The organism is Neorhizobium sp. S3-V5DH (assembly GCF_004343065.1).
In the GTDB taxonomy this organism is placed as follows: domain Bacteria; phylum Pseudomonadota; class Alphaproteobacteria; order Rhizobiales; family Rhizobiaceae; genus Neorhizobium; species Neorhizobium huautlense.
This window is the reverse complement of sequence record NZ_SMCL01000003.1, coordinates 385,829-403,922: the sequence shown is the minus strand read 5'-3', so window position 1 is coordinate 403,922 and position 18,094 is coordinate 385,829. Positions and strand designations below refer to the sequence as shown.

General features: G+C 60.7%; 15 protein-coding genes and 1 pseudogene. 8 read left to right on the top strand and 8 right to left on the bottom strand.

Going from position 1 to position 18,094, the window contains the following annotated elements:
- The first annotated feature begins 4 nt into the window (after positions 1–4).
- The 6 genes from kdpA (at position 5) to EDE09_RS07835 (ending at position 9,409) form a co-directional block, all read left to right on the top strand.
- Positions 5–1,714 carry a potassium-transporting ATPase subunit KdpA gene (gene kdpA, locus EDE09_RS07865; protein ID WP_132409610.1) on the top strand — a complete coding sequence of 570 codons (1,710 nt, stop codon included), beginning with the start codon at positions 5–7 and terminating at the stop codon, positions 1,712–1,714.
- Positions 1,715–1,723: 9 nt separating this feature from the next.
- Positions 1,724–3,760 (top strand): potassium-transporting ATPase subunit KdpB, encoded by a 2,037-nt coding sequence (kdpB, locus tag EDE09_RS07860; RefSeq protein WP_132409608.1) that lies wholly within the window; start codon positions 1,724–1,726, stop codon positions 3,758–3,760.
- Between the two features lie 2 nt (positions 3,761–3,762).
- Entirely contained in the window at positions 3,763–4,332 is a 570-nt protein-coding gene (gene kdpC, locus EDE09_RS07855) for a potassium-transporting ATPase subunit KdpC (RefSeq protein ID WP_132409606.1), read from the top strand.
- 7 nt (positions 4,333–4,339) lie between these two features.
- Positions 4,340–7,030, top strand: a complete 2,691-nt coding sequence (locus EDE09_RS07850; protein ID WP_132409604.1) for a sensor histidine kinase KdpD — start codon at positions 4,340–4,342, stop codon at positions 7,028–7,030.
- Positions 7,027–7,716, top strand: coding sequence for a response regulator (locus tag EDE09_RS07845; protein ID WP_105372880.1), 690 nt, complete (start codon positions 7,027–7,029; stop codon positions 7,714–7,716). The genes EDE09_RS07850 and EDE09_RS07845 overlap by 4 nt, the downstream gene beginning before the upstream one ends.
- 433 nt (positions 7,717–8,149) lie before the next feature.
- Entirely contained in the window at positions 8,150–9,409 is a 1,260-nt protein-coding gene (locus tag EDE09_RS07835) for an MFS transporter (protein WP_132409602.1), read from the top strand.
- A 104-nt stretch (positions 9,410–9,513) separates the two neighbouring features.
- Here EDE09_RS07835 and ftrA read toward each other — a convergent pair whose 3' ends face one another.
- Positions 9,514–10,491, bottom strand: a complete 978-nt coding sequence (gene ftrA, locus EDE09_RS07830; protein WP_132409600.1) for a transcriptional regulator FtrA — start codon at positions 10,489–10,491, stop codon at positions 9,514–9,516.
- Between the two features lie 90 nt (positions 10,492–10,581).
- On the opposite strand from ftrA, the gene EDE09_RS07825 reads away from it, so the two are divergent.
- Together EDE09_RS07825 and EDE09_RS07820 are read left to right on the top strand one after the other, a co-directional pair.
- Positions 10,582–10,962, top strand: coding sequence for a nuclear transport factor 2 family protein (locus EDE09_RS07825; RefSeq protein WP_112799675.1), 381 nt, complete (start codon positions 10,582–10,584; stop codon positions 10,960–10,962).
- A gap of 29 nt (positions 10,963–10,991) precedes the next feature.
- The gene (locus EDE09_RS07820) at positions 10,992–11,591 is read left to right on the top strand and encodes a gamma carbonic anhydrase family protein (RefSeq protein ID WP_132409598.1); all 600 of its coding nucleotides are present in this window, start codon (positions 10,992–10,994) and stop codon (positions 11,589–11,591) included.
- 170 nt (positions 11,592–11,761) lie between these two features.
- On the opposite strand, the pseudogene EDE09_RS07815 reads toward EDE09_RS07820, so the two are convergent.
- The 7 genes and pseudogenes from EDE09_RS07815 to EDE09_RS07785 all read right to left on the bottom strand — a co-directional run.
- Positions 11,762–11,983 (bottom strand): annotated as a pseudogene (locus EDE09_RS07815) (ABC transporter ATP-binding protein); the annotation flags it as partial.
- A 252-nt stretch (positions 11,984–12,235) separates the two neighbouring features.
- A complete protein-coding gene (locus tag EDE09_RS07810) occupies positions 12,236–13,165 on the bottom strand; it encodes a sugar kinase (RefSeq protein ID WP_132409596.1) in 930 nt (309 codons plus the stop codon).
- Positions 13,166–13,168: 3 nt separating this feature from the next.
- The gene (gene ugpC / locus EDE09_RS07805) at positions 13,169–14,224 is read right to left on the bottom strand and encodes a sn-glycerol-3-phosphate ABC transporter ATP-binding protein UgpC (RefSeq protein WP_132409594.1); all 1,056 of its coding nucleotides are present in this window, start codon (positions 14,222–14,224) and stop codon (positions 13,169–13,171) included.
- A gap of 46 nt (positions 14,225–14,270) precedes the next feature.
- The gene (locus tag EDE09_RS07800; protein WP_207914821.1) at positions 14,271–15,092 is read right to left on the bottom strand and encodes a carbohydrate ABC transporter permease; all 822 of its coding nucleotides are present in this window, start codon (positions 15,090–15,092) and stop codon (positions 14,271–14,273) included.
- Positions 15,093–15,106: 14 nt separating this feature from the next.
- Positions 15,107–16,042, bottom strand: a complete 936-nt coding sequence (locus EDE09_RS07795; protein WP_132409592.1) for a sugar ABC transporter permease — start codon at positions 16,040–16,042, stop codon at positions 15,107–15,109.
- The gene (locus EDE09_RS07790) at positions 16,042–17,373 is read right to left on the bottom strand and encodes a sugar ABC transporter substrate-binding protein (protein WP_132409590.1); all 1,332 of its coding nucleotides are present in this window, start codon (positions 17,371–17,373) and stop codon (positions 16,042–16,044) included. The genes EDE09_RS07795 and EDE09_RS07790 overlap by 1 nt, the downstream gene beginning before the upstream one ends.
- Before the next feature lie 52 nt (positions 17,374–17,425).
- A complete protein-coding gene (locus EDE09_RS07785; protein WP_132409588.1) occupies positions 17,426–18,085 on the bottom strand; it encodes a GntR family transcriptional regulator in 660 nt (219 codons plus the stop codon).
- Between the last annotated feature and the right edge of the window lie 9 nt (positions 18,086–18,094).

The window sequence follows — 18,094 nt, the reverse complement described above, 5'->3', positions numbered from 1 at the left end:
ATCCATGACCATTGTCGGATGGCTGCAGATCAGCCTCCTCTTCCTCGCCGTTCTCATCGTCATCAAACCACTCGGCCTCTACATGGCGCGGGTGTTTTCCGGTGAGCGGACCTTTTTGTCCTCCATTCTCGGCCGCGTGGAGCGTGATCTCTACCGGGTAAGCGGCATCAACCCGGAGAAGGAGCAGAGCTGGCTCGGCTATACGCTCGCCATGCTCGCCTTCTCGCTTGCCGGCTTCCTTGTCCTCTATGCGATGCTGCGCCTTCAGGGCTATCTGCCGCTGAACCCCCAAGGCTTTGCCGGCATGGCGCCGGACCTCGCCTTCAACACGGCCGTCTCTTTCGTCACCAATACCAACTGGCAGAACTATGGCGGCGAAACCACGCTGAGTCATTTCAGCCAGATGGCCGGCCTCACCGTGCAGAACTTTCTGTCTGCAGCGATTGGCCTGGCGCTCGCCATCGCAGTGACCCGTGCGCTTGCCCGATCCAAAGTGTCCACGCTCGGCAATTTCTGGGTCGATGTAACGAGAGCCACGCTCTACGTGCTGCTGCCGCTCGCCATTGTCGTCGCACTCGCTTTCGTCGCCATGGGCCTGCCGCAAACGCTCGCCGGCTCGGTCACGGCCACGACGCTGGAAGGCGCCAATCAGGTGATTTCACTCGGCCCCGTCGCCTCCCAGGAAGCGATCAAGCAGCTCGGCACCAATGGCGGTGGCTTCTTCAACGTCAATGCTGCCCATCCCTTCGAGAACCCGACCGCCTGGTCGAACTATCTCAACATCTTCGCCATGCTGTCGATCTCGGCCGCCATGGCCTACACTTTCGGCCAGATGGTCGGAAACCGCAGGCAGGGCTGGGCGCTGATCTCGGCCATGGCGTTCCTGCTCATCTCAGGCGTGGCCGTCACCTACTGGGCCGAAGCCCAGGGCAACACCATTCTGACGGCGATCGGTGTCGATCCGGCACTTGGCAATATGGAAGGCAAGGAAGTCCGCTTCGGCCAGGCAATGACCGCGCTCTATGCGGCGGTGACGACTGGCCTCTCGGATGGTGGCGTCAACGGCATGCACGGCTCGTTCACGGGCTTGGGCGGTCTCGTGCCGATGTTCCTCATCCAGCTCGGCGAAGTGCTCCCCGGCGGTGTCGGCTCGGGTCTCTACGGCATGCTGGTCTTCGCAATTCTCTCCGTCTTCGTCGCCGGCCTGATGGTCGGACGCACGCCGGAATTCCTCGGCAAGAAGATCGAGGGCCGCGAGATGAAGTTCGCCATGCTGGCCGTGCTCATCCTGCCGCTGGTCATCCTCGGCTTCACATCCGTCTCGGCCATGCTGCCCTTCGCAGTGGCAAGCGTCGGTACGGCTGGCCCGCACGGTCTGTCGGAAATCCTCTATGCCTATACCTCGGCAGCCGGCAACAACGGCTCGGCCTTCGGCGGCCTCACAGGCAACACGCCCTGGTACAACACCACGCTCGGGATCGCGATGCTGCTTGGCCGCTTCGCCTATGTCGTGCCGGTCATGGCGATCGCTGGATCGCTCGCCGCCAAGGTCAAGTCGCCTGCCTCTGCTGGCACTTTCCCGACGGACGGCCCGCTCTTCGTTGGCCTCTTGATCGGCATCATCCTCATTCTCGGCGGCCTGCAATTCCTGCCCGCATTGGTGCTCGGCCCCATCGTCGAACACTTCGCCATGCTCGCCGGCCAGACCTTCTAAGGAACCATCATGTCAAAAGACCACCAAGCTCCAGGTCTTCTCGACCCCTCGATCCTGTTTCCGGCGATCCGCGATGCGTTCGTCAAGCTCGATCCGCGCAAGCTCTTGCGCAATCCGGTCATCTTCGTGACCGAGATCGTCGCCGTTGTCGTGACGATCCTCTTCATCCGCGACCTCGCCGGAAATCCCGGTGAGGCCGGCTTCTCCGGCCAGATCGCCGCCTGGCTCTGGTTCACCGTGCTCTTCGCCACCTTCGCCGAAGCAGTGGCGGAGGGCCGTGGCCGCGCCCAGGCCGACAGCCTGAAGAAGACCAAGTCCGAACTCGTCGCCCGTCGTCTTGCCGCTAACGGCAAGACGGAAACCATCCCGGCCTCCAGCCTCAAGGTCGGCGACATCGTGCTGGTCGCGGCCGGTGAACTCATCCCCGGCGATGGCGAAGTGATCGAAGGTGTTGCCTCGGTCAACGAAAGCGCCATCACCGGCGAATCCGCGCCTGTCATCCGGGAATCCGGCGGCGACCGCTCGGCGGTGACAGGCGGCACGCAGGTTCTGTCAGACGAAATCAAGATCAAGATCACCGTCCAGCCCGGTTCGTCCTTCGTCGACCGTATGATTGCGCTGATCGAAGGCGCCCAGCGCCAGAAGACTCCGAACGAGATCGCCCTGTCGATCCTGCTCTCGGGGCTGACGCTGATCTTCCTGTTCGTCTGCGTCGCGATCTGGGGCTTGGCCGGCTATTCCGGCACGGTGCTCTCGGTCACGGTGCTGGCAGCCCTTCTCGTCACCCTGATCCCGACGACGATCGGCGGCCTTCTCTCGGCCATCGGCATCGCCGGCATGGACCGCCTGGTGCGCTTCAACGTCATCGCCACCTCCGGCCGCGCCGTCGAGGCAGCCGGTGATGTCGACACGCTGCTTCTCGACAAGACGGGCACGATCACCTTCGGCAACCGCATGGCGAGCGACTTCCTGGCCGCCCCCGGTGTGACGCCGAGCGAACTGGCAGAGGCAGCCCTTATCGCCTCGCTGTCCGACGAAACGCCCGAGGGACGCTCCGTCGTGGCACTGGCGACAGGCGAATTCGGTGTACCCATGCCGAAGACCGAGTTCGATGCCGTCATCGGCTTCACTGCCGAAACCCGCCTTTCTGGCGTCGACATCGGTCAGCGCCGGCTGCGCAAGGGCGCTGTCGACGCGGTCTTGAAGTTCGCCGGTCTGACCGATCAGGATGCGCCGGCCGAATTCCGCCGCGCCGTCGACCAGGTCGCCCGCACCGGCGGCACACCGCTCGCCGTTGCCGACGGAGACCGCCTGCTCGGCGTCATCCACCTCAAGGATGTTGTGAAGCCCGGCATCAAAGAACGCTTTGCGGCGCTCCGCGCCATGGGCATTCGCACGGTCATGGTAACGGGCGACAACCCGGTCACGGCCGCCGCGATTGCTTCGGAAGCCGGCGTCGACGACTTCCTCGCCCAGGCGACCCCGGAAGACAAGCTTGCCTATATCCGCCGGGAACAGCAGGGCGGTCGCCTGATTGCCATGTGCGGCGACGGCACCAATGATGCGCCGGCGCTTGCCCAGGCCGATGTCGGTGTCGCCATGCAGACCGGCACCCAGGCCGCCCGCGAGGCCGCCAATATGGTGGACCTCGATTCTAGTCCGACCAAGCTCATCGAGATCGTCGAGATCGGCAAGCAGCTCCTGATGACACGCGGATCGCTGACGACCTTTTCGATTGCCAATGACGTGGCCAAGTACTTCGCCATCATCCCGGCCTTGTTCGTGGCCACCTATCCGGCGCTCGAAGCGCTCAATATCATGGGGCTTGCCTCGCCGCAGTCGGCCATCCTCTCGGCCGTCATCTTCAATGCGCTGATCATCGTGGCGCTGATCCCGCTGGCGCTGAAAGGCGTCGCCTATCGCCCCTCCGGTGCGGCAGCGCTGCTTCGCCGCAACCTGCTGGTCTATGGCCTCGGTGGGCTCGTTCTTCCCTTCGCCGGCATCAAGGTCATCGACCTTGCCGTCAGCGCCCTTCGTCTGGTGTAATTATGCTCAACCATCTCAGGCCCGCACTCACCCTCGTTGTCGCCCTGACCGCACTCACCGGTCTCGCCTATCCCCTGGCGATCAACAGCATTGCCCAGGCGGTGATGCCAGCAAAAGCCAATGGCAGCCTGATCGAACGCGACGGCACAGTCATCGGCTCAGTGCTGATCGGCCAGAACTTCACTTCCGACCGCTACTTCTGGCCGCGTCCTTCGGCCACGGATCCTGACCCGTACAACGCAGCCGCTTCGTCCGGTTCGAACCTCGGCACGACCTCGGTGAAGCTCAAGGATCGGGTCGTTGCCGACGTCGAAAGGCTGAAGGGAACGGGACTTGCCGCACCCGTTCCGGGCGATGCTGTCACCGCCTCGGGCTCCGGCCTCGACCCGCATATCTCGCCCCCCTTTGCCGAGGCGCAAGTTGCCCGTATCGCGCAGGCGAGGGGGCTGCAGCCCACTGTTGTCGCAGAACTTGTCGCCCGGTCGATCGAAAACCCGGCCTTCGGCATTATCGGCGAAGCAAGGGTCAACGTGCTAGAGCTCAATCTGGCGCTCGACGCCCTGAAGATGTGAGAGCCTGATGGCGGATGACGACCGTAAGGACGAAAGACGTCCCGATCCCGATGCCCTGCTTGCCCTGGCGGAGAAAGACCGCCGGGGCAAACTCACCATTTTTCTGGGGGCTGCGCCCGGCGTTGGAAAGACCTATGCGATGCTGTCGCGCGCCCGGCGCCTGAAGGTCGATGGCAGCGATGTCGTCGTGGGCCTGGTTGAAACCCATGGGCGAAGCGAAACGGCAGGCCTGCTCGACGGACTGGAGATCCTGCCGCGCCGGCGTGTTGCCCATCGCGGACGGATGCTGGAGGAGTTCGATCTCGATGCGGCTCTCGCAAGGCGTCCCCGCATCATCATCGTCGACGAGCTGGCCCACTCCAATCCGGAAGACAGCCGCCATCCCAAGCGCTACCAGGACATCGAGGAACTGATTTCGGCCGGCATCGACGTCTGGACGGCACTCAACATCCAGCACCTCGAAAGTCTGGCCGATCTCGTCGCCCAGATCACCGGTGTCACCGTGCGCGAACGCGTGCCCGACGTGGTCCTCAAACGTGCCGATGAAGTGCTTCTCGTCGACCTGGCGCCCTCGGAGCTGATCGAACGCCTGAAGGAGGGCAAGGTCTATCTGCCGGAAAGCGCCAACCGCGCCGTCGATCGCTTCTTCCGCCTCGGCAACCTGACGGCGCTTCGGGAACTGGCGCTGCGCCGCACCGCCGACCGGGTCGACGACCAGATGGTCGACTACCTGAAGCAAAATGCCATCGACGGCCCCTGGGCCACCGGCGAACGGCTCCTGGTCTGCGTCGGTTCGGATCTGCTGTCGGAAAAGGTGGTGCGCGTGGCAAGCCGTCTCGCCTCGGGTTTGAACGCACCGTGGCTAGTCGTCTCGATCGAGAGGGCCGACCGAGAGGTGGAGACACCGGAACGCTTGCAGCGGATTGAAACGCTCTTTCGTCTCGCCGAGCAGTTGGGCGCGGAAACGCGCCGTGTCGTCGGCAATGATTTCGTTGAGGAAATCCTGAAGCTCGCGCGTCGAGAGCATGCGACGCAGATCGTCATCGGCACGCGCAAGCGCAGCCGCTGGCAGAAGCTCGTCTCCCGCTCGCTGCCCGATGCGCTGGCGCGCGAGGCCTCGGGTCTCGGTGTCCACATCGTCACACCGGAGGGGTCGCCCCCTGAACGCGCGCGGCCCTCAGTCAGCCTGCCGAGGGCTTCCGCGCTCAGGCAATCGGCAATCTGGGCTCTCGGTTTCGTCGCCCCGACGACGGTCGTGGGCAAGGGGATCGACGTCTTCGTTGAGTTGCCGAACATATCGCTGCTCTTTCTCCTGGCAGTTCTCGGAGCCTCGGTGGTCGGCGGCTACGCTTCGGCATTCCTGGCCGCTATCCTGTCGGCGCTGGCCTACAACTTCTTCTTCATCGATCCCCGCCACACCTTCACCATCGCGGCCCCGCACGAGGTCTTCGCGCTCTTCGTCTTTCTTGCCGTTGCCATCATTGCTGGCGGTCTAGCCTCGCGCATCCGCGAACAGGCGGAGGTGGCGCGGATCCGCGCGGCCGCGCTGCAATCGCTTTACGATTTCTCCCGCAAGCTCGCGAGCACGGCAAAGGGCGAGGACGCGATCTGGCTCGCTGTTTCACAACTGCAGGCGAGCCTGAAGCGCAATGTCGTGCTTCTCGTGCCGCGTAAGGGAGACCTTGCCGTGACGGCCGCCTGGCCGCCGGACACCGAACTCGACGTGACCGACATGACCGCCGCCCGCTGGACCCATGACAAGCGCGAGCCCGCCGGCCATGGCACCGGGACGCTGCCGAACAGCCGCTTCGAATTTCGGCCGCTTCTTGGACCGCACGGCATTGTCGGCGTCTGCGGCATCGAGCATTCGGGCGCAAGCCTGGATCTCAACGCTGAACGTTCGCTGACTGCCATTCTCGACCAGACTGCGATTGCACTGGACCGCGCGCGCCTCGCCGACGAGACGGTGGAGCAGGCAGCCCGGCTGGAGGGCGAGCGCTACCGCGAAGCCCTTCTGTCATCGATCTCGCACGATCTGCGCACGCCGCTCGCGACGATCACTGGTGCCGTCACGGGTCTCCGCCAGCTCGGCGAGCGGATGACGCCGGAAAACCGCGACGATCTGTTGCAGTCGATCGAGGAAGAAAGCAGCCGCATGAGCCGCTTTGTTGCCAATCTTCTGGATATGACAAGGATCGAGGCTGGCACGCTGAAGCCAAAGCAGGACTGGGTAGATGTCGCCGATGTCGTCCAGTCCGCCGTCGAACGCACACGAAAGCATGCGCCAGGGCGCATCATCGAAACCGGCATAGCCGCTGACATGCCGCTGATCCGAGGCGACAGCGTGCTGATCGGCCAGGTCCTCTTCAACCTTCTCGACAACGCCGTGAAATACGGCGGTGAAGAGCCGATCAACGTCTATGCAAGACGTGACGGCAGGGACGTGCTGATCTCGGTCACCGATCAGGGTAAGGGCATTCCGCCCGAAGATCTGGACCGCATCTTCGAAAAATTCTATCGCAGGGGAAAGCCGGACGGGCGCGCGCCGGGAACGGGGCTCGGGCTTTCCATTGCCCGTGGCTTCGTCGAGGCCATGGGTGGCAAGATTCATGCGGAGAGCCCGGCCTTGAAGAAGAGGGGCACGCGAATCGTCATGCGCTTTCCAGCAAGCAGTGAAGCCAGGGACGACGTCAGATGAACCAGTCCCGCATCCTGGTTGTCGACGACGAGCCGCAGATCCAGCGTTTCCTCAAACCTTCTCTCTCCGCTGCCGGATACGAGGTGGTCGAGGCCGGCACGGGCGCCGAAGCGCTGAAGGCCGTGGCGACCCAGGCACCTGACCTGGTGATCCTCGATCTCGGCCTTCCCGACATGGATGGCAAGGAAGTCATCACCAGCCTGCGCGGCTGGTCGGACATCCCGATCCTCATCCTGTCGGCCCGTGACCGCGAAAGCGAAAAGATCGCGGCGCTCGATCTTGGGGCAGACGATTATGTCGAGAAACCGTTCGGCATCGGCGAACTGACCGCCCGGATCCGCACCGCGCTCCGCCACCGCGGGCGGCGCGACGCGATCCCGGCCGTTACGGAGATCGACGGTTTGACGATCGACCCGATCAAGAGACGGGTCACCCGCGATGGCGAAACGGTTCACCTGACGCCCAAGGAATACGACCTGCTTTTGCTGCTTGCGCGCCATGCCGGCCGCGTCGTGACACATCGTGCTCTCCTGACGACCGTCTGGGGTCCCGCCCATGGTGACGACTTGCATTATCTGCGAGTCTTCATCGGTCAGTTGCGCCAGAAGATCGAACGGGATCCGACGCAGCCGAGGATCGTCAGGACGGAGCCTGGCGTGGGCTATCGAATGGCCGAGCAAGAGTGAAGCCGAAATCTAATGACCTGTATCAGGTGTCGTTCCAGGAGTGACCTGGATATGAACTCGTGCTGTCCGCAGGAGGACTGGAGGCCGAACGGGCAGTGCGGGCACGTGTTGTCGCGGAATGCAAAAGAAGTCCGCGACGAACTGACCTGGCTACCGGCGAACGGAGTCGCCGATAGCTAGTGCCATGAGGCAGCCGGCAAGCAAGTGACCACTCATGAGGCGTGGTTGCGTTACATCCGCAATCGATTCGATAGCAGACGTCACCCGCGCTTCTCTTCTCGCCCGAAAAGCGCGTCAATTGATGATAGTCGTAAAAAGCGATGCAGCAAGATTCCGGCCTTCATACGTTGCAAGAATCCAGGTCATCTGATGGAAGATCGGATAGGCTAGCGCGGGAATCGCTTCATTCGACAGTAAATCCCTGAGGGCGCAGATGACGTATGATAGACAACGACTGAACTATGTTCTGCTCCTCATTGCGGGCTCCGGATTCGTGACCATCGCCCGCGCCATGACGCTGTCGTTCCTCGCTATCAAATTGCAGCAGTCATTCGGGCTCGGTCCGGCCATGATTGGTGCGCTTCTCGGGATCGGCCCCCTGCTTGGCGCTCTCACGGCTCCCTTCGCAGGCACACTGTCGGATAGGGTGGGGCGCAAGACAGTGCTGGTGCTTACCTTGCTTTCAATGGCTCTTGCCTTGGTTGGTATGGGGCTCGCCGAAACGGTTGTTGCATTTTGCATTGCTCAGATCGCTGCTGCCGTCGCTCTTGCGATCTACGAGCCGATTTCACGCGCCCTGATGAGTGATGTGTGCCCCGAGCCGCTGCGTCTCAAATATTTTTCGTGGCGTTATACGGCCACGAATGTCGGCTGGGCCGTTGGACCATTGATGGGGATCGCTGCCGGTGCAGCGTCCACCACTCTTTTCGTTATTGCGGGCTTTATCTATGCAATGTTCGCGCTGGTCCTGCATCTATTGAAGGTACCGGTGTACCGGCGCGATGGTGTTTCCAAAGCATCGGCCTCCTTGCCGTTGATCGAGAGTCTGAAGGCGGCGGTCCGCGATCCACGGTTGGCTTTCTTTGTCGGTGGCGGCACATTGCTGATTGCAGTTTATGGCCAATGGTCGGCGACGCTTGCCCCCTACCTGACGGGAAACGTCACCGGGGGCATGGAAATCTACGCCTATCTCGTTTCGATCAACGGTGCGGTCGTCCTGATCGGGAACCCGTTCGCCCGGCGCATCATCGAACGCGCGGGCGCCCTCAACGGTCTTGTGGTCGGCTGCGTCCTGTTTGCGCTGGGTGAGATCGGTTTCCTTGGTGCTGTCGGTTTCTGGGGGCTGGCGTTCTCGATGATCGTGTTCACGATCGGCGAGATCCTCGTCGTGCCATCTGAATATATGCTGGTCGATGGTATCTCCAACAATCGGAACAGAGGCAGCTATTTCGGCGCGCACTCGTTTTCGACCATCGGCAATTTCATCGGGCCGACTCTCGGCGGCTTCATGCTCGGCGCTTTTGGCGGACCTGGCATGTTCCTGCTGTTTGCCGGGTTTGCGGCCGTCAGTGCAGTTCTGTTCGCGATCGGCACGCGCATGCCACCGCCGAAAGCCGCCAAACAGCGTTCCCCGGCAGGCTCGCCGGGAGCTGCAACGGGGCCACATTTGCGGGGCGCCTATCCTGCTTCATGAACCGCGACATTCGCGGGGAGGAGCTGCAATTCGGCCACCGCGAAAATGGACGTTTCACGACGTTCTCCGCGGCGGTTCAGAGGAGACTGGCCCATTTCAGCGCGCTATGCAAAACGATGACGATAGGTCAACGGGCTGACGCCATAATGTCGACCAAACTGCAGCCTCAGGTTTTCCGCGCTTCCGAGTCCGGTCACGCTTGCGATGTCATCAGGCTCGGCAGAATCAGTCTCCAGCAAGATGCGGGCTTGCTCCAGCCGCTCCCTGAGGATCCACTTGAGCGGTGGTAAGCCGGTCAGGGCATGAAAGCGACGCTGAAAGGTGCGTTCGCTCATGCCCGCGTGGTGAGCGAGAGAACTTATCGTATGTGGATGGTGAAGGTTGGCCAGAATGTGGTCCAGGATCGAGGATAACCGATCGGCCTCCCGCCGGAGCGGCACGGGGCGCTCGATGAACTGGGATTGCCCGCCCTGGCGATGGCTATACATCACGAGGCGACGCGCCACCATATTGGCGAGCTCTGCCCCGAAATCCGAACGGACGATATGCAGGCACAGATCAATGCCTGCCGAGCTGCCCGCCGAAGTCAGAATGTCACCCTCATCGACATAGAGACAGCTCGCGTCGATCTCGATAGCAGGATAGCGGCGGGCCAGATCCTCGGCGAAACGCCAATGTGTCGTCGCACGGCGGCCATCTAGCAGGCCGGCGGCCGCAAGCACATAAGCGCCCCCGCAGATGGAAACAATGCGAGCGCCGCCCTCGTGAGCGTGAACCAATGCCTTACAAATCTGTTCCGGTACCGGTTCATCGGGTCCTCGCCAACCGGGGACGATGATTGTTCCGGCCCGATGCAGATCGGCTTCAGTGCCTGTTGCTGCGATCGTCAGACCACCACAGGCATGAAGAAACTGATCCTCCAGCGAGACCGATTTGAACTGATACCAGTCGGGCCCTGCTTCAGGGCGGTCCAATCCGAAGACTTCGGCCGTGATCCCGAACTCGAAGGTACAGAGGCCGTCGTAGACGAGGCTGACGACACGTCTGTTTGCGAGAAGGCGTGGATTCTCAGTTTTTGGCATGAATGCCGTCTTATCTGGCAATCCTGCCGCTGGCAACTCGAACTGCCGGTGTGCGAAACGGTCACTCGCCAACAAATCCGGAGAAGCCAGATGAGCCGCGATACAGAGCTGCTAAACGCCATCCAAACCTATTTCGATGCCCTCTACGCCTGCGATCTCTCGCTCTTTGATCAGGTCTTTCATCCGGCCTCAAGCCTGTTCGACGCTGACGAAGGCGCAATCACGGTGGACCCGATTGCAGATTATCGGCAGGTGATTGCAAAGCGCGAATCTCCCGCAAGTCGCTCGCAGGAACGTGAAGACGAAATCATCCTGATCGATTGGCTTTCGCCGGCTGCAGCCACCGTGAAGGTCAGGCTGCGGATCCACGCGAACGTCTTCGTCGATCACCTTTGCTTCGTGAAAGGGACTGAGGGCTGGCGGATCGTCGCCAAGGTCTGGCATCTCGAACGTGTGAAGACAACATCATAGCAGCCGAGATTGTGAGAGGAGAGTAAAACATGATTTTGTCTTACGACGAACGGTCGCCATCGGTCGATTCCGACGCCTGGGTTGCGCAGGACGCGACGGTCTGCGGTGATGTTACCATCGGTGCGGGCAGCAGAATCATGCATGGAGCTCGCTTGGTGGCGGAAGCCGGCGGCTCCATCCTCATCGGACGGAATTGCATCGTGCTCGAGAATGCGGTGATCCGCGCCACCAGTCGCCATGCCTGTTCCATTGGGGACCATTGCATCGTCGGTCCTAACAGCCACGTGGTTGGTGCTCAAATCGACGGGGAAGTTTTCATCGCCACCGGGGCAGCCGTATTTCACGGGGCGCAGATCGGGCGCGGGTCCGAAGTTCGCATCAACGGAACCGTGCACCTGCGAACCCGACTGGAACCGGGCTCGACCGTGCCGATCGGATGGATCGCTGTCGGTGACCCGGCACAAATTCTGCCCCCCGACCAGCATGAAGCCATATGGACAGTCCAGAAGACACTGGATTTTCCTGGTTTCGTCTATGGTGTAGATAGAAGCTCGCCCGATCTGATGAAAAACATTACGTCGCGCTTGTCGGATGGTCTTGGGATTCATCGAGCCGAAAGCAGTTGTTAGATGTCTGCTTGTTAACGCGGTCGCAGAGGTTATTTGTGTGTCTGTTCAGTAGGTTACACGTCGGCGAGAGTCTGGTTAGCGGTTCGGATCCCTTTTAAATGCAAGAATGCCGTCAGCAGGCTGGGACGGGTGCGCTGCCACCAGATCTACAGGCGTGCTGAGGACGCTTGCTACGGCACGACGCTCTTCAAGCGGACTCTGCCGACGTACCCCTTGCTGCCCTCGATCAGGGTGCGGGTGTAGGGGTGTGCCACGGTGCCCTTCAACAACTGAGCCTTTGCTGCCGCCTCCACGAAGCCGCCGTTCTGCATGATGTCAACGCGGTCGCAGAGATGGGCGACCACGGCGAGGTCGTGGCTGACTAGGATGTATGTCAGCTTCTCGCGGTCGCGCAGGTGTCATTAATGGAATAAGGCTGGCATTATGCTCAACGAGCTCCGGTAGCCCACAATTAAGACCCTCTGACCGTAATTTGCCGAATATGCCGATCGGGAAGAATGGTCAGCCGCTCGCTTCCTATCGGCAATCACCGAGCGCGAACTGACCGAGCGTGCCCATCGCAGGACGGGAAGGGATCTCGGCGAAATGAAAGTCTCGATGTCCTACCGATACACTCTTTCAAGGCGCATTCGGAAAAAGCTCTCTTAGACGTAGACATTGCAAGGAGCCAGTTGCTGAAGTGCGGCTTCGGCCTCAGCGCGCGAGGGCATGCCGACGCGTCCCCCAAAAACGGTGCATTTCAAAGCTGCTGCAACCGAGCCCAGCCGCACAGCATTTCCAACATCGAGGCCCTCGGCAATGCCAAGAGCGAAGGCGCCGTGAAATGCATCGCCCGCAGCAAGCGTATCGACCGGAACGATCGGCAAAGCAGGTTGGTGAAATAGAGTTTGGCTCCGGAGATCCTGCCAATAGGCACCGCCCGGTCCGAAAGTTACGCACACAAGAGCATGGGGAAAACGTGCGGCGAGGGTGCGAACAAGTTCGCTTTCCTCCCGGAGGTCACAAAGCGCGCGCGCCGCAGGCTCCGAAAAGATGATGTAGTCAGCCGCATGGGCAAGACGTTCCAGTATTTCCACCTGCGCGACATCACCATCCAGAATGGCAGGGATACCCGCCTCTCGGGCTAGTTTCAGCACTTCGAGCGCGAGCGCAGGCCAGCGCACATCCACCAACACCGCATTGAAGCGGCCAATCTCCGCCCTGGTGACCGGTGGCAAGGTGGCGTGAAGCCGGGTATCGTAAAACGGCACAATCAGCCGATCGCCCCGGTCGTCCAGCAGAATTGTGGAAATTGCGGAGGGCGCGCCGGCTACAATTGTCATTTCGCTGACGTCGATACCGTCGCGAGCCAAATCGCCGCGTATTCTTTTACCCGTTTCATCTGTTCCGACGGCGCCCCAAAGCGAGGCGCTGCCGCCCAACCGCACGATGGCGTAGGCGGCGCTGGCGGCCATGCCTTCCGCAATCTGCACCATCTGCGAAGGCAGGATCTTGCCTTCGCCCTTCGGCAATTCGTGGACGCGAAAGATCGTGTCGAGTACAGCTGCTCCGACGCAAAGAACGCGCTTTTGCATAGATCAGAGCCTGCGGCCGGTCTGCTTATCGAACAGATGCACGCGAGCCGGATCGATAACCATATGGACCGTATCGCCAAAGCGGATGTCGAACCTTTCGCGGAACAGGCAGGCAATATCCTCACCCTTGGCATCCAGCCGGGCGAAAATCTCCGATCCCGTGCCTTCCACAAGGATTGCCCGGCCTTCGATACCTTGCGGCTCGGCGCGAATATGTTCCGGACGAATACCATAGATCAGCTCGCGGCCTCCCACATCGGCAGGCAGGGATTGCGGCAGCGGCAGAATGAGCCCCTTGGAAGTGCGGAATGCACCTTCTTCCACGCGACCGTGGATGAGGTTCATCGCGGGCGAGCCGATGAAGCCAGCCACGAAGATGTTGGCTGGGCGGTCGTAAAGCTCCAGCGGCGCGCCGATCTGCTCGATATAGCCGTCGTGAAGAACGACGATCTTGTCGGCCATTGTCATGGCTTCCACCTGATCATGCGTGACGTAGATCGTGGTGGTGCCGATCCGCTGATGCATGGTCTTGATCTCGCCGCGCATTTGCACGCGCAGTTTCGCATCGAGATTAGAGAGCGGCTCATCGAACAGGAACACCTGCGGATCGCGGACGATGGCGCGTCCCATGGCGACGCGTTGGCGCTGGCCGCCGGACAATTGTTTCGGATAACGGTCCAAAAGCTTCTCAAGGCCGAGAATAGCCGCTGCCCGTCCCACCTTGGCGCGGATCTCCGACTGATCGACCTTCTTCAGTTTCAGCGCAAAGCCCATATTGTCGGCCACCGTCATGTGCGGATAAAGGGCGTAGTTTTGAAACACCATGGCGATGTCGCGATCACGCGCGGGCATATGCGAGACTTCGCGCGGCCCGATCCGGATTTCGCCGCCGCTTACCTCCTCAAGACCAGCGATCATGCGCAAAAGCGTGGACTTGCCGCAGCCGGAAGGGCCAACGAGAACCACGAACTCGCCGTCCGCGATGTCTATATCGACGCCATGGATGACCTTCACCGAGCCGTAGTTCTTCTGGATATTTTGAATGTTCACGGTTGCCATGGTCGTTTCCTGAGATCTGTGGGTACTGGCGAGAAATTCGGTGCCTTTAACCGCCCTTGACGGCACCGGCGGTGAGACCGGCCACGATCTGCTTTTGCGCAAACATGGTCAGCAATAGCACGGGCAGGGTGACGATCAGGGCTGCGGCTGCAAGCGGCCCCCAGCTGACCTGCTCGAAGGAGAGCATGTTGTAGACGGCGACCGGCAGCGTTCTTGTTTCGCGATTGGCAAGCACTATGCCGAAGACGAAGTTGTTCCACGAAAAGATGAGCGCCAGAATGAAGGAGACGACGATACCCGGCTTGGCGATAGGCAGTGCCACCATCCGGAAGACCTGCCACGGTGTCGCGCCATCGATGCTGGCGGCCTCTTCCAGTTCCATTGGTGTCGTTTCGAAGTAACCGATCATAATCCAGACCACGATGGGAACCGTGACGACGAGATGAATGATGATCTGCGGCCAGAGCGTGCCGATGAGGCCAGTCCATTGGAATAGCAGGAAGAGGGGGATGAGGAAGGAGAGGCCGGGCGTCATGCGGGCGATCATGATGACGACAGCCGATTTTTCCGCCTTCAACCGGGCAATTCCATAGCCGGATGGCACCCCGATGATCAGCGCCAGCAGCGTGGCCGAACCTGTGACCAGAACGGAATTCCAAAAGTAGAGGAGGAAATTGTTTTCCTCGAACACCTTCGCATAATTCGACCAGGCGAACGTTTCAGGGATGAGGATCGGCGGATAGGCACCGTTGTCGATCTCGTATTTCAGCGACAGCGAAATCATCCAGAGAAAAAACAGGATGACGGGCGAAACCATGACGAAGGCGACGAAAAGAAGGCCGACCTGATCGAGCGTCTTCTTGCGAATGATGCGGCTGGTCATCAGCGGTCCTCCATATCCGACCACTGAGCGCGCTGGCGAACCATCAGAAGAACGAAGGAGAGCGCAATGATGATCAGGAAAAAGACCACGGCCATGGCTGAGCCGTAACCAATGTCATAATAGGCGAATGCCGTATTGTAGAGATAGATATTGATGGTTTCCGAGGCCGTGCCCGGTCCGCCCTGCGTCATCGCATAAATGATGTCGAAGCTCTTGATCGCATCGATGGAGCGGATGATGACGGCAATCATCAGAAAGGGCGCGATCATCGGCATGGTGAGGTAGCGGAATTTCTGCCAGGCATTGGCACCGTCTATTTCCGCGCTTTCATAGGGTTCGCGCGGTACGGCAGCCAGCCCGCCCAGCACGATCAGCATGACGAGCGGTGTCCACTGCCAGGTTTCGACAAGCACCAGGGACGGGATGACGGTGAACTGGTTGTAGATCCATTCCTGCGGCCCGACACCGATGAAGGACAGCATATAGTTCAAAACGCCAAGTTGCGGATGGAACATCATGGTCCAGACCAGTGCCACGGCCACCGGCGTTGCCATCATCGGCATCACGAAGACGCCGCGGAGCAAGCCACGGAACGGGAATTTTGCATCGAAAACCAATGCTGCCAGCGTGCCTAAGAACAGCGGGAGGACGACAGAAAGGGCCGTGTATGTCGTGGTGTGCCACAGGGATTCCCAGAACCGCATATCCTGCGCCAGCCGCACAAAATTGGCAAAACCGATGAAGGTGCGTGGCTGCCCCAATGTCCAGCTATTGACGCTCATCCACAGCGTGAAGAGCCATGGAAAAACGATGACCGCCGACACGACCAGCAGGGATGGCAAAACGAAAGGCCAGTAATTGGGAGCAAGCCGTGATGGCTTGCCCCTCTTTGCCTTGCCGTCAGCCATCGAGTTTTCGATGCCCAACGATGCCATTATCCCTCGCTTCGCGCCAGAACCGGCTCGAACTGGGCCGTTGCGTTCTTCAATTCTGTTTCAGGATCGGCACCGCCGATCATATTGGTGAGCGCAACCCCGTAGATATCGCGGAATTCGGTAACCGGGATCACAACCGGTAGCGCGAGCTTGGAAATCTTGCCGGAACCAGCGACCGCATCCAGCCATGCGCCCGGCATCTTTACACCTTCGCGCACCTTGGGATCGGACAGGATGGACTGCCGGAACGGAACCCCAGCACCGGCCTGCAACAGGCGTGCGCCCATATCGTGCGAGATGGCCCACTGGCAAAACAGGTAGGCTGCCTCCTTGTTGGCGGAAGCTTCGACAACGCCAAGGCCATCGCCGAAGGTGCCGGAAGCCTGTGCCGCTGGACCCTTGGGCATCACGCCATAGCCGGTCTTGCCGACCACCCGCGACTTCTGCGGATCCTCGATTGGCGGCGCAAAGCCCACACCATCGAACCACATACCGATCTTGCCCTGAAGGAAGGCCGATTGTGCTTCCGCCCAGTTGAAACCGGAGACTCCGGGAGGGGCCGCCTTGGTCATCAGGCGCTGGTAGAGTTTCGCCGCCTCCACCGCTTCCTTGGATGTCGTGTTCACCTTGCCGTCGGCACCGATGGGGGCCGCTCCGTAACCCAACATCAGCGAAGTCCAGACTGGGGTGTTCGCATTCTTCAGGCCGCGCGCGACGAAGCCGTAGGTGTTTGACGAAGGATCAGTAATCTTCTCGGCAGCGGCAACCATTTCCTCGAATGTGGTGGGGTAGGAAAGCCCCTTCTTTTCGAAGAGATCCTTGTTCCAGTAGACGATCCAGTAATCCACCGAGAAGGGCAGCGACCGCAGAACGCCCTTGGCATCCTTGGCAAACAGCAGACCTGCTTCGGCAAAATCGCCTTCCGTCAGGGAAGGATCAGTCAGCGACGGGTCTTTCAGAAAGCCGCTGATATCGGCCAGCCAATTGCCCTTTTCGAACTGGCGCTTCTGGACGTGATAGCTCAGATGCACCACATCGAAGCTTGGCTTGCCGGTGCTGAGTTCGATCACCGTCTTCTGGCGCTGCTGCTGTTCCGGCGTTGCTTCGGCATTCACCTTGATACCGGTGAGGCTCTCGAATTCCGATATATACTTGATGAGGGTTTCGCTGCGCGGGCTCTTGACCAGGTTGACGTTTAGCGTCGTGCCGGAAAATCGCTTCCAGTCCACTGCGGCGGATGCCGTCCTGCCGCCCAGCATGGCAGCGCCGCCCAATGCCGCGCTGGCCGCCAGAAACGAGCGGCGCGTCGGCTTCATGATCGAAGTCGTCATATTATCCTCCCTTTGAACGACCGCATCTCCTCCGAGCGGCCGATTGACAAAATCACACTGCGAGCGCGCGATCCCTCGCATTTCCGATATGTGCCACAAGGCGCTGAATCGCGTCTTCAACCGATCGGCGTTCGATGGCTTCGAGCACCGCTAAATGTTCCTTCATGACCGGGCCCACGCGCCCTTCGATGCGGATGCGCTCCTGATTGATCAGGCGCATCTTGATGGCGTTGACGCGATAGGCATTCGAGATGATCGAATTGCCCATGGCATCGACAAAGGCATTGTGCATGCCCCAGTCCGTTGCCTGTGCATGCTGTTCCAGCTCGGGTGAAGGGCCGTTCGCCTCAATCCGCTGCACGATATCCCGATGTTGCTCCAGCAGTTGCTGGACCGCCTGATCGCTTGCATTGCGGGTGAAGAAGACGACCGCCTCTTTTTCCAGCACGATGCGGAACTGAAAGGCTTCGCGGATCAGGCTGAGATCAATATGAGCGATCTGAAGCCCGCGCTGCGGCACGGTCTTGATCAGTCCTTCCGTTTCCAGCCGCGGAATGAGTTCACGGATCGCACCGAGGGTCAGCCCCGTCAGTTCCACCAGCTGCCGCTGCGAAATAAACTGGCCGGGGCGAACATCCCGCGCGAGCAGATGACGCGTGAAGCTCTCATATGCCTTTTCCCGCAACGGAACCTGTTCGCCTGTCTCCTCCATGAACGTCTC

What these genes read in the sequence shown, in the direction of transcription:
- kdpA (WP_132409610.1), top strand. Translation starts at nt 5, where the DNA reads ATGACCATTGTCGGATGGCTGCAGATCAGCCTCCTCTTCCTCGCCGTT.
- kdpB (WP_132409608.1), top strand. Translation starts at nt 1,724, where the DNA reads ATGTCAAAAGACCACCAAGCTCCAGGTCTTCTCGACCCCTCGATCCTG.
- kdpC (WP_132409606.1), top strand. Translation starts at nt 3,763, where the DNA reads ATGCTCAACCATCTCAGGCCCGCACTCACCCTCGTTGTCGCCCTGACC.
- EDE09_RS07850 (WP_132409604.1), top strand. Translation starts at nt 4,340, where the DNA reads ATGGCGGATGACGACCGTAAGGACGAAAGACGTCCCGATCCCGATGCC.
- EDE09_RS07845 (WP_105372880.1), top strand. Translation starts at nt 7,027, where the DNA reads ATGAACCAGTCCCGCATCCTGGTTGTCGACGACGAGCCGCAGATCCAG.
- EDE09_RS07835 (WP_132409602.1), top strand. Translation starts at nt 8,150, where the DNA reads ATGACGTATGATAGACAACGACTGAACTATGTTCTGCTCCTCATTGCG.
- ftrA (WP_132409600.1), bottom strand. Translation starts at nt 10,491, where the DNA reads ATGCCAAAAACTGAGAATCCACGCCTTCTCGCAAACAGACGTGTCGTC.
- EDE09_RS07825 (WP_112799675.1), top strand. Translation starts at nt 10,582, where the DNA reads ATGAGCCGCGATACAGAGCTGCTAAACGCCATCCAAACCTATTTCGAT.
- EDE09_RS07820 (WP_132409598.1), top strand. Translation starts at nt 10,992, where the DNA reads ATGATTTTGTCTTACGACGAACGGTCGCCATCGGTCGATTCCGACGCC.
- EDE09_RS07810 (WP_132409596.1), bottom strand. Translation starts at nt 13,165, where the DNA reads ATGCAAAAGCGCGTTCTTTGCGTCGGAGCAGCTGTACTCGACACGATC.
- ugpC (WP_132409594.1), bottom strand. Translation starts at nt 14,224, where the DNA reads ATGGCAACCGTGAACATTCAAAATATCCAGAAGAACTACGGCTCGGTG.
- EDE09_RS07795 (WP_132409592.1), bottom strand. Translation starts at nt 16,042, where the DNA reads ATGGCATCGTTGGGCATCGAAAACTCGATGGCTGACGGCAAGGCAAAG.
- EDE09_RS07790 (WP_132409590.1), bottom strand. Translation starts at nt 17,373, where the DNA reads ATGACGACTTCGATCATGAAGCCGACGCGCCGCTCGTTTCTGGCGGCC.
- EDE09_RS07785 (WP_132409588.1), bottom strand. Translation starts at nt 18,085, where the DNA reads ATGGAGGAGACAGGCGAACAGGTTCCGTTGCGGGAAAAGGCATATGAG.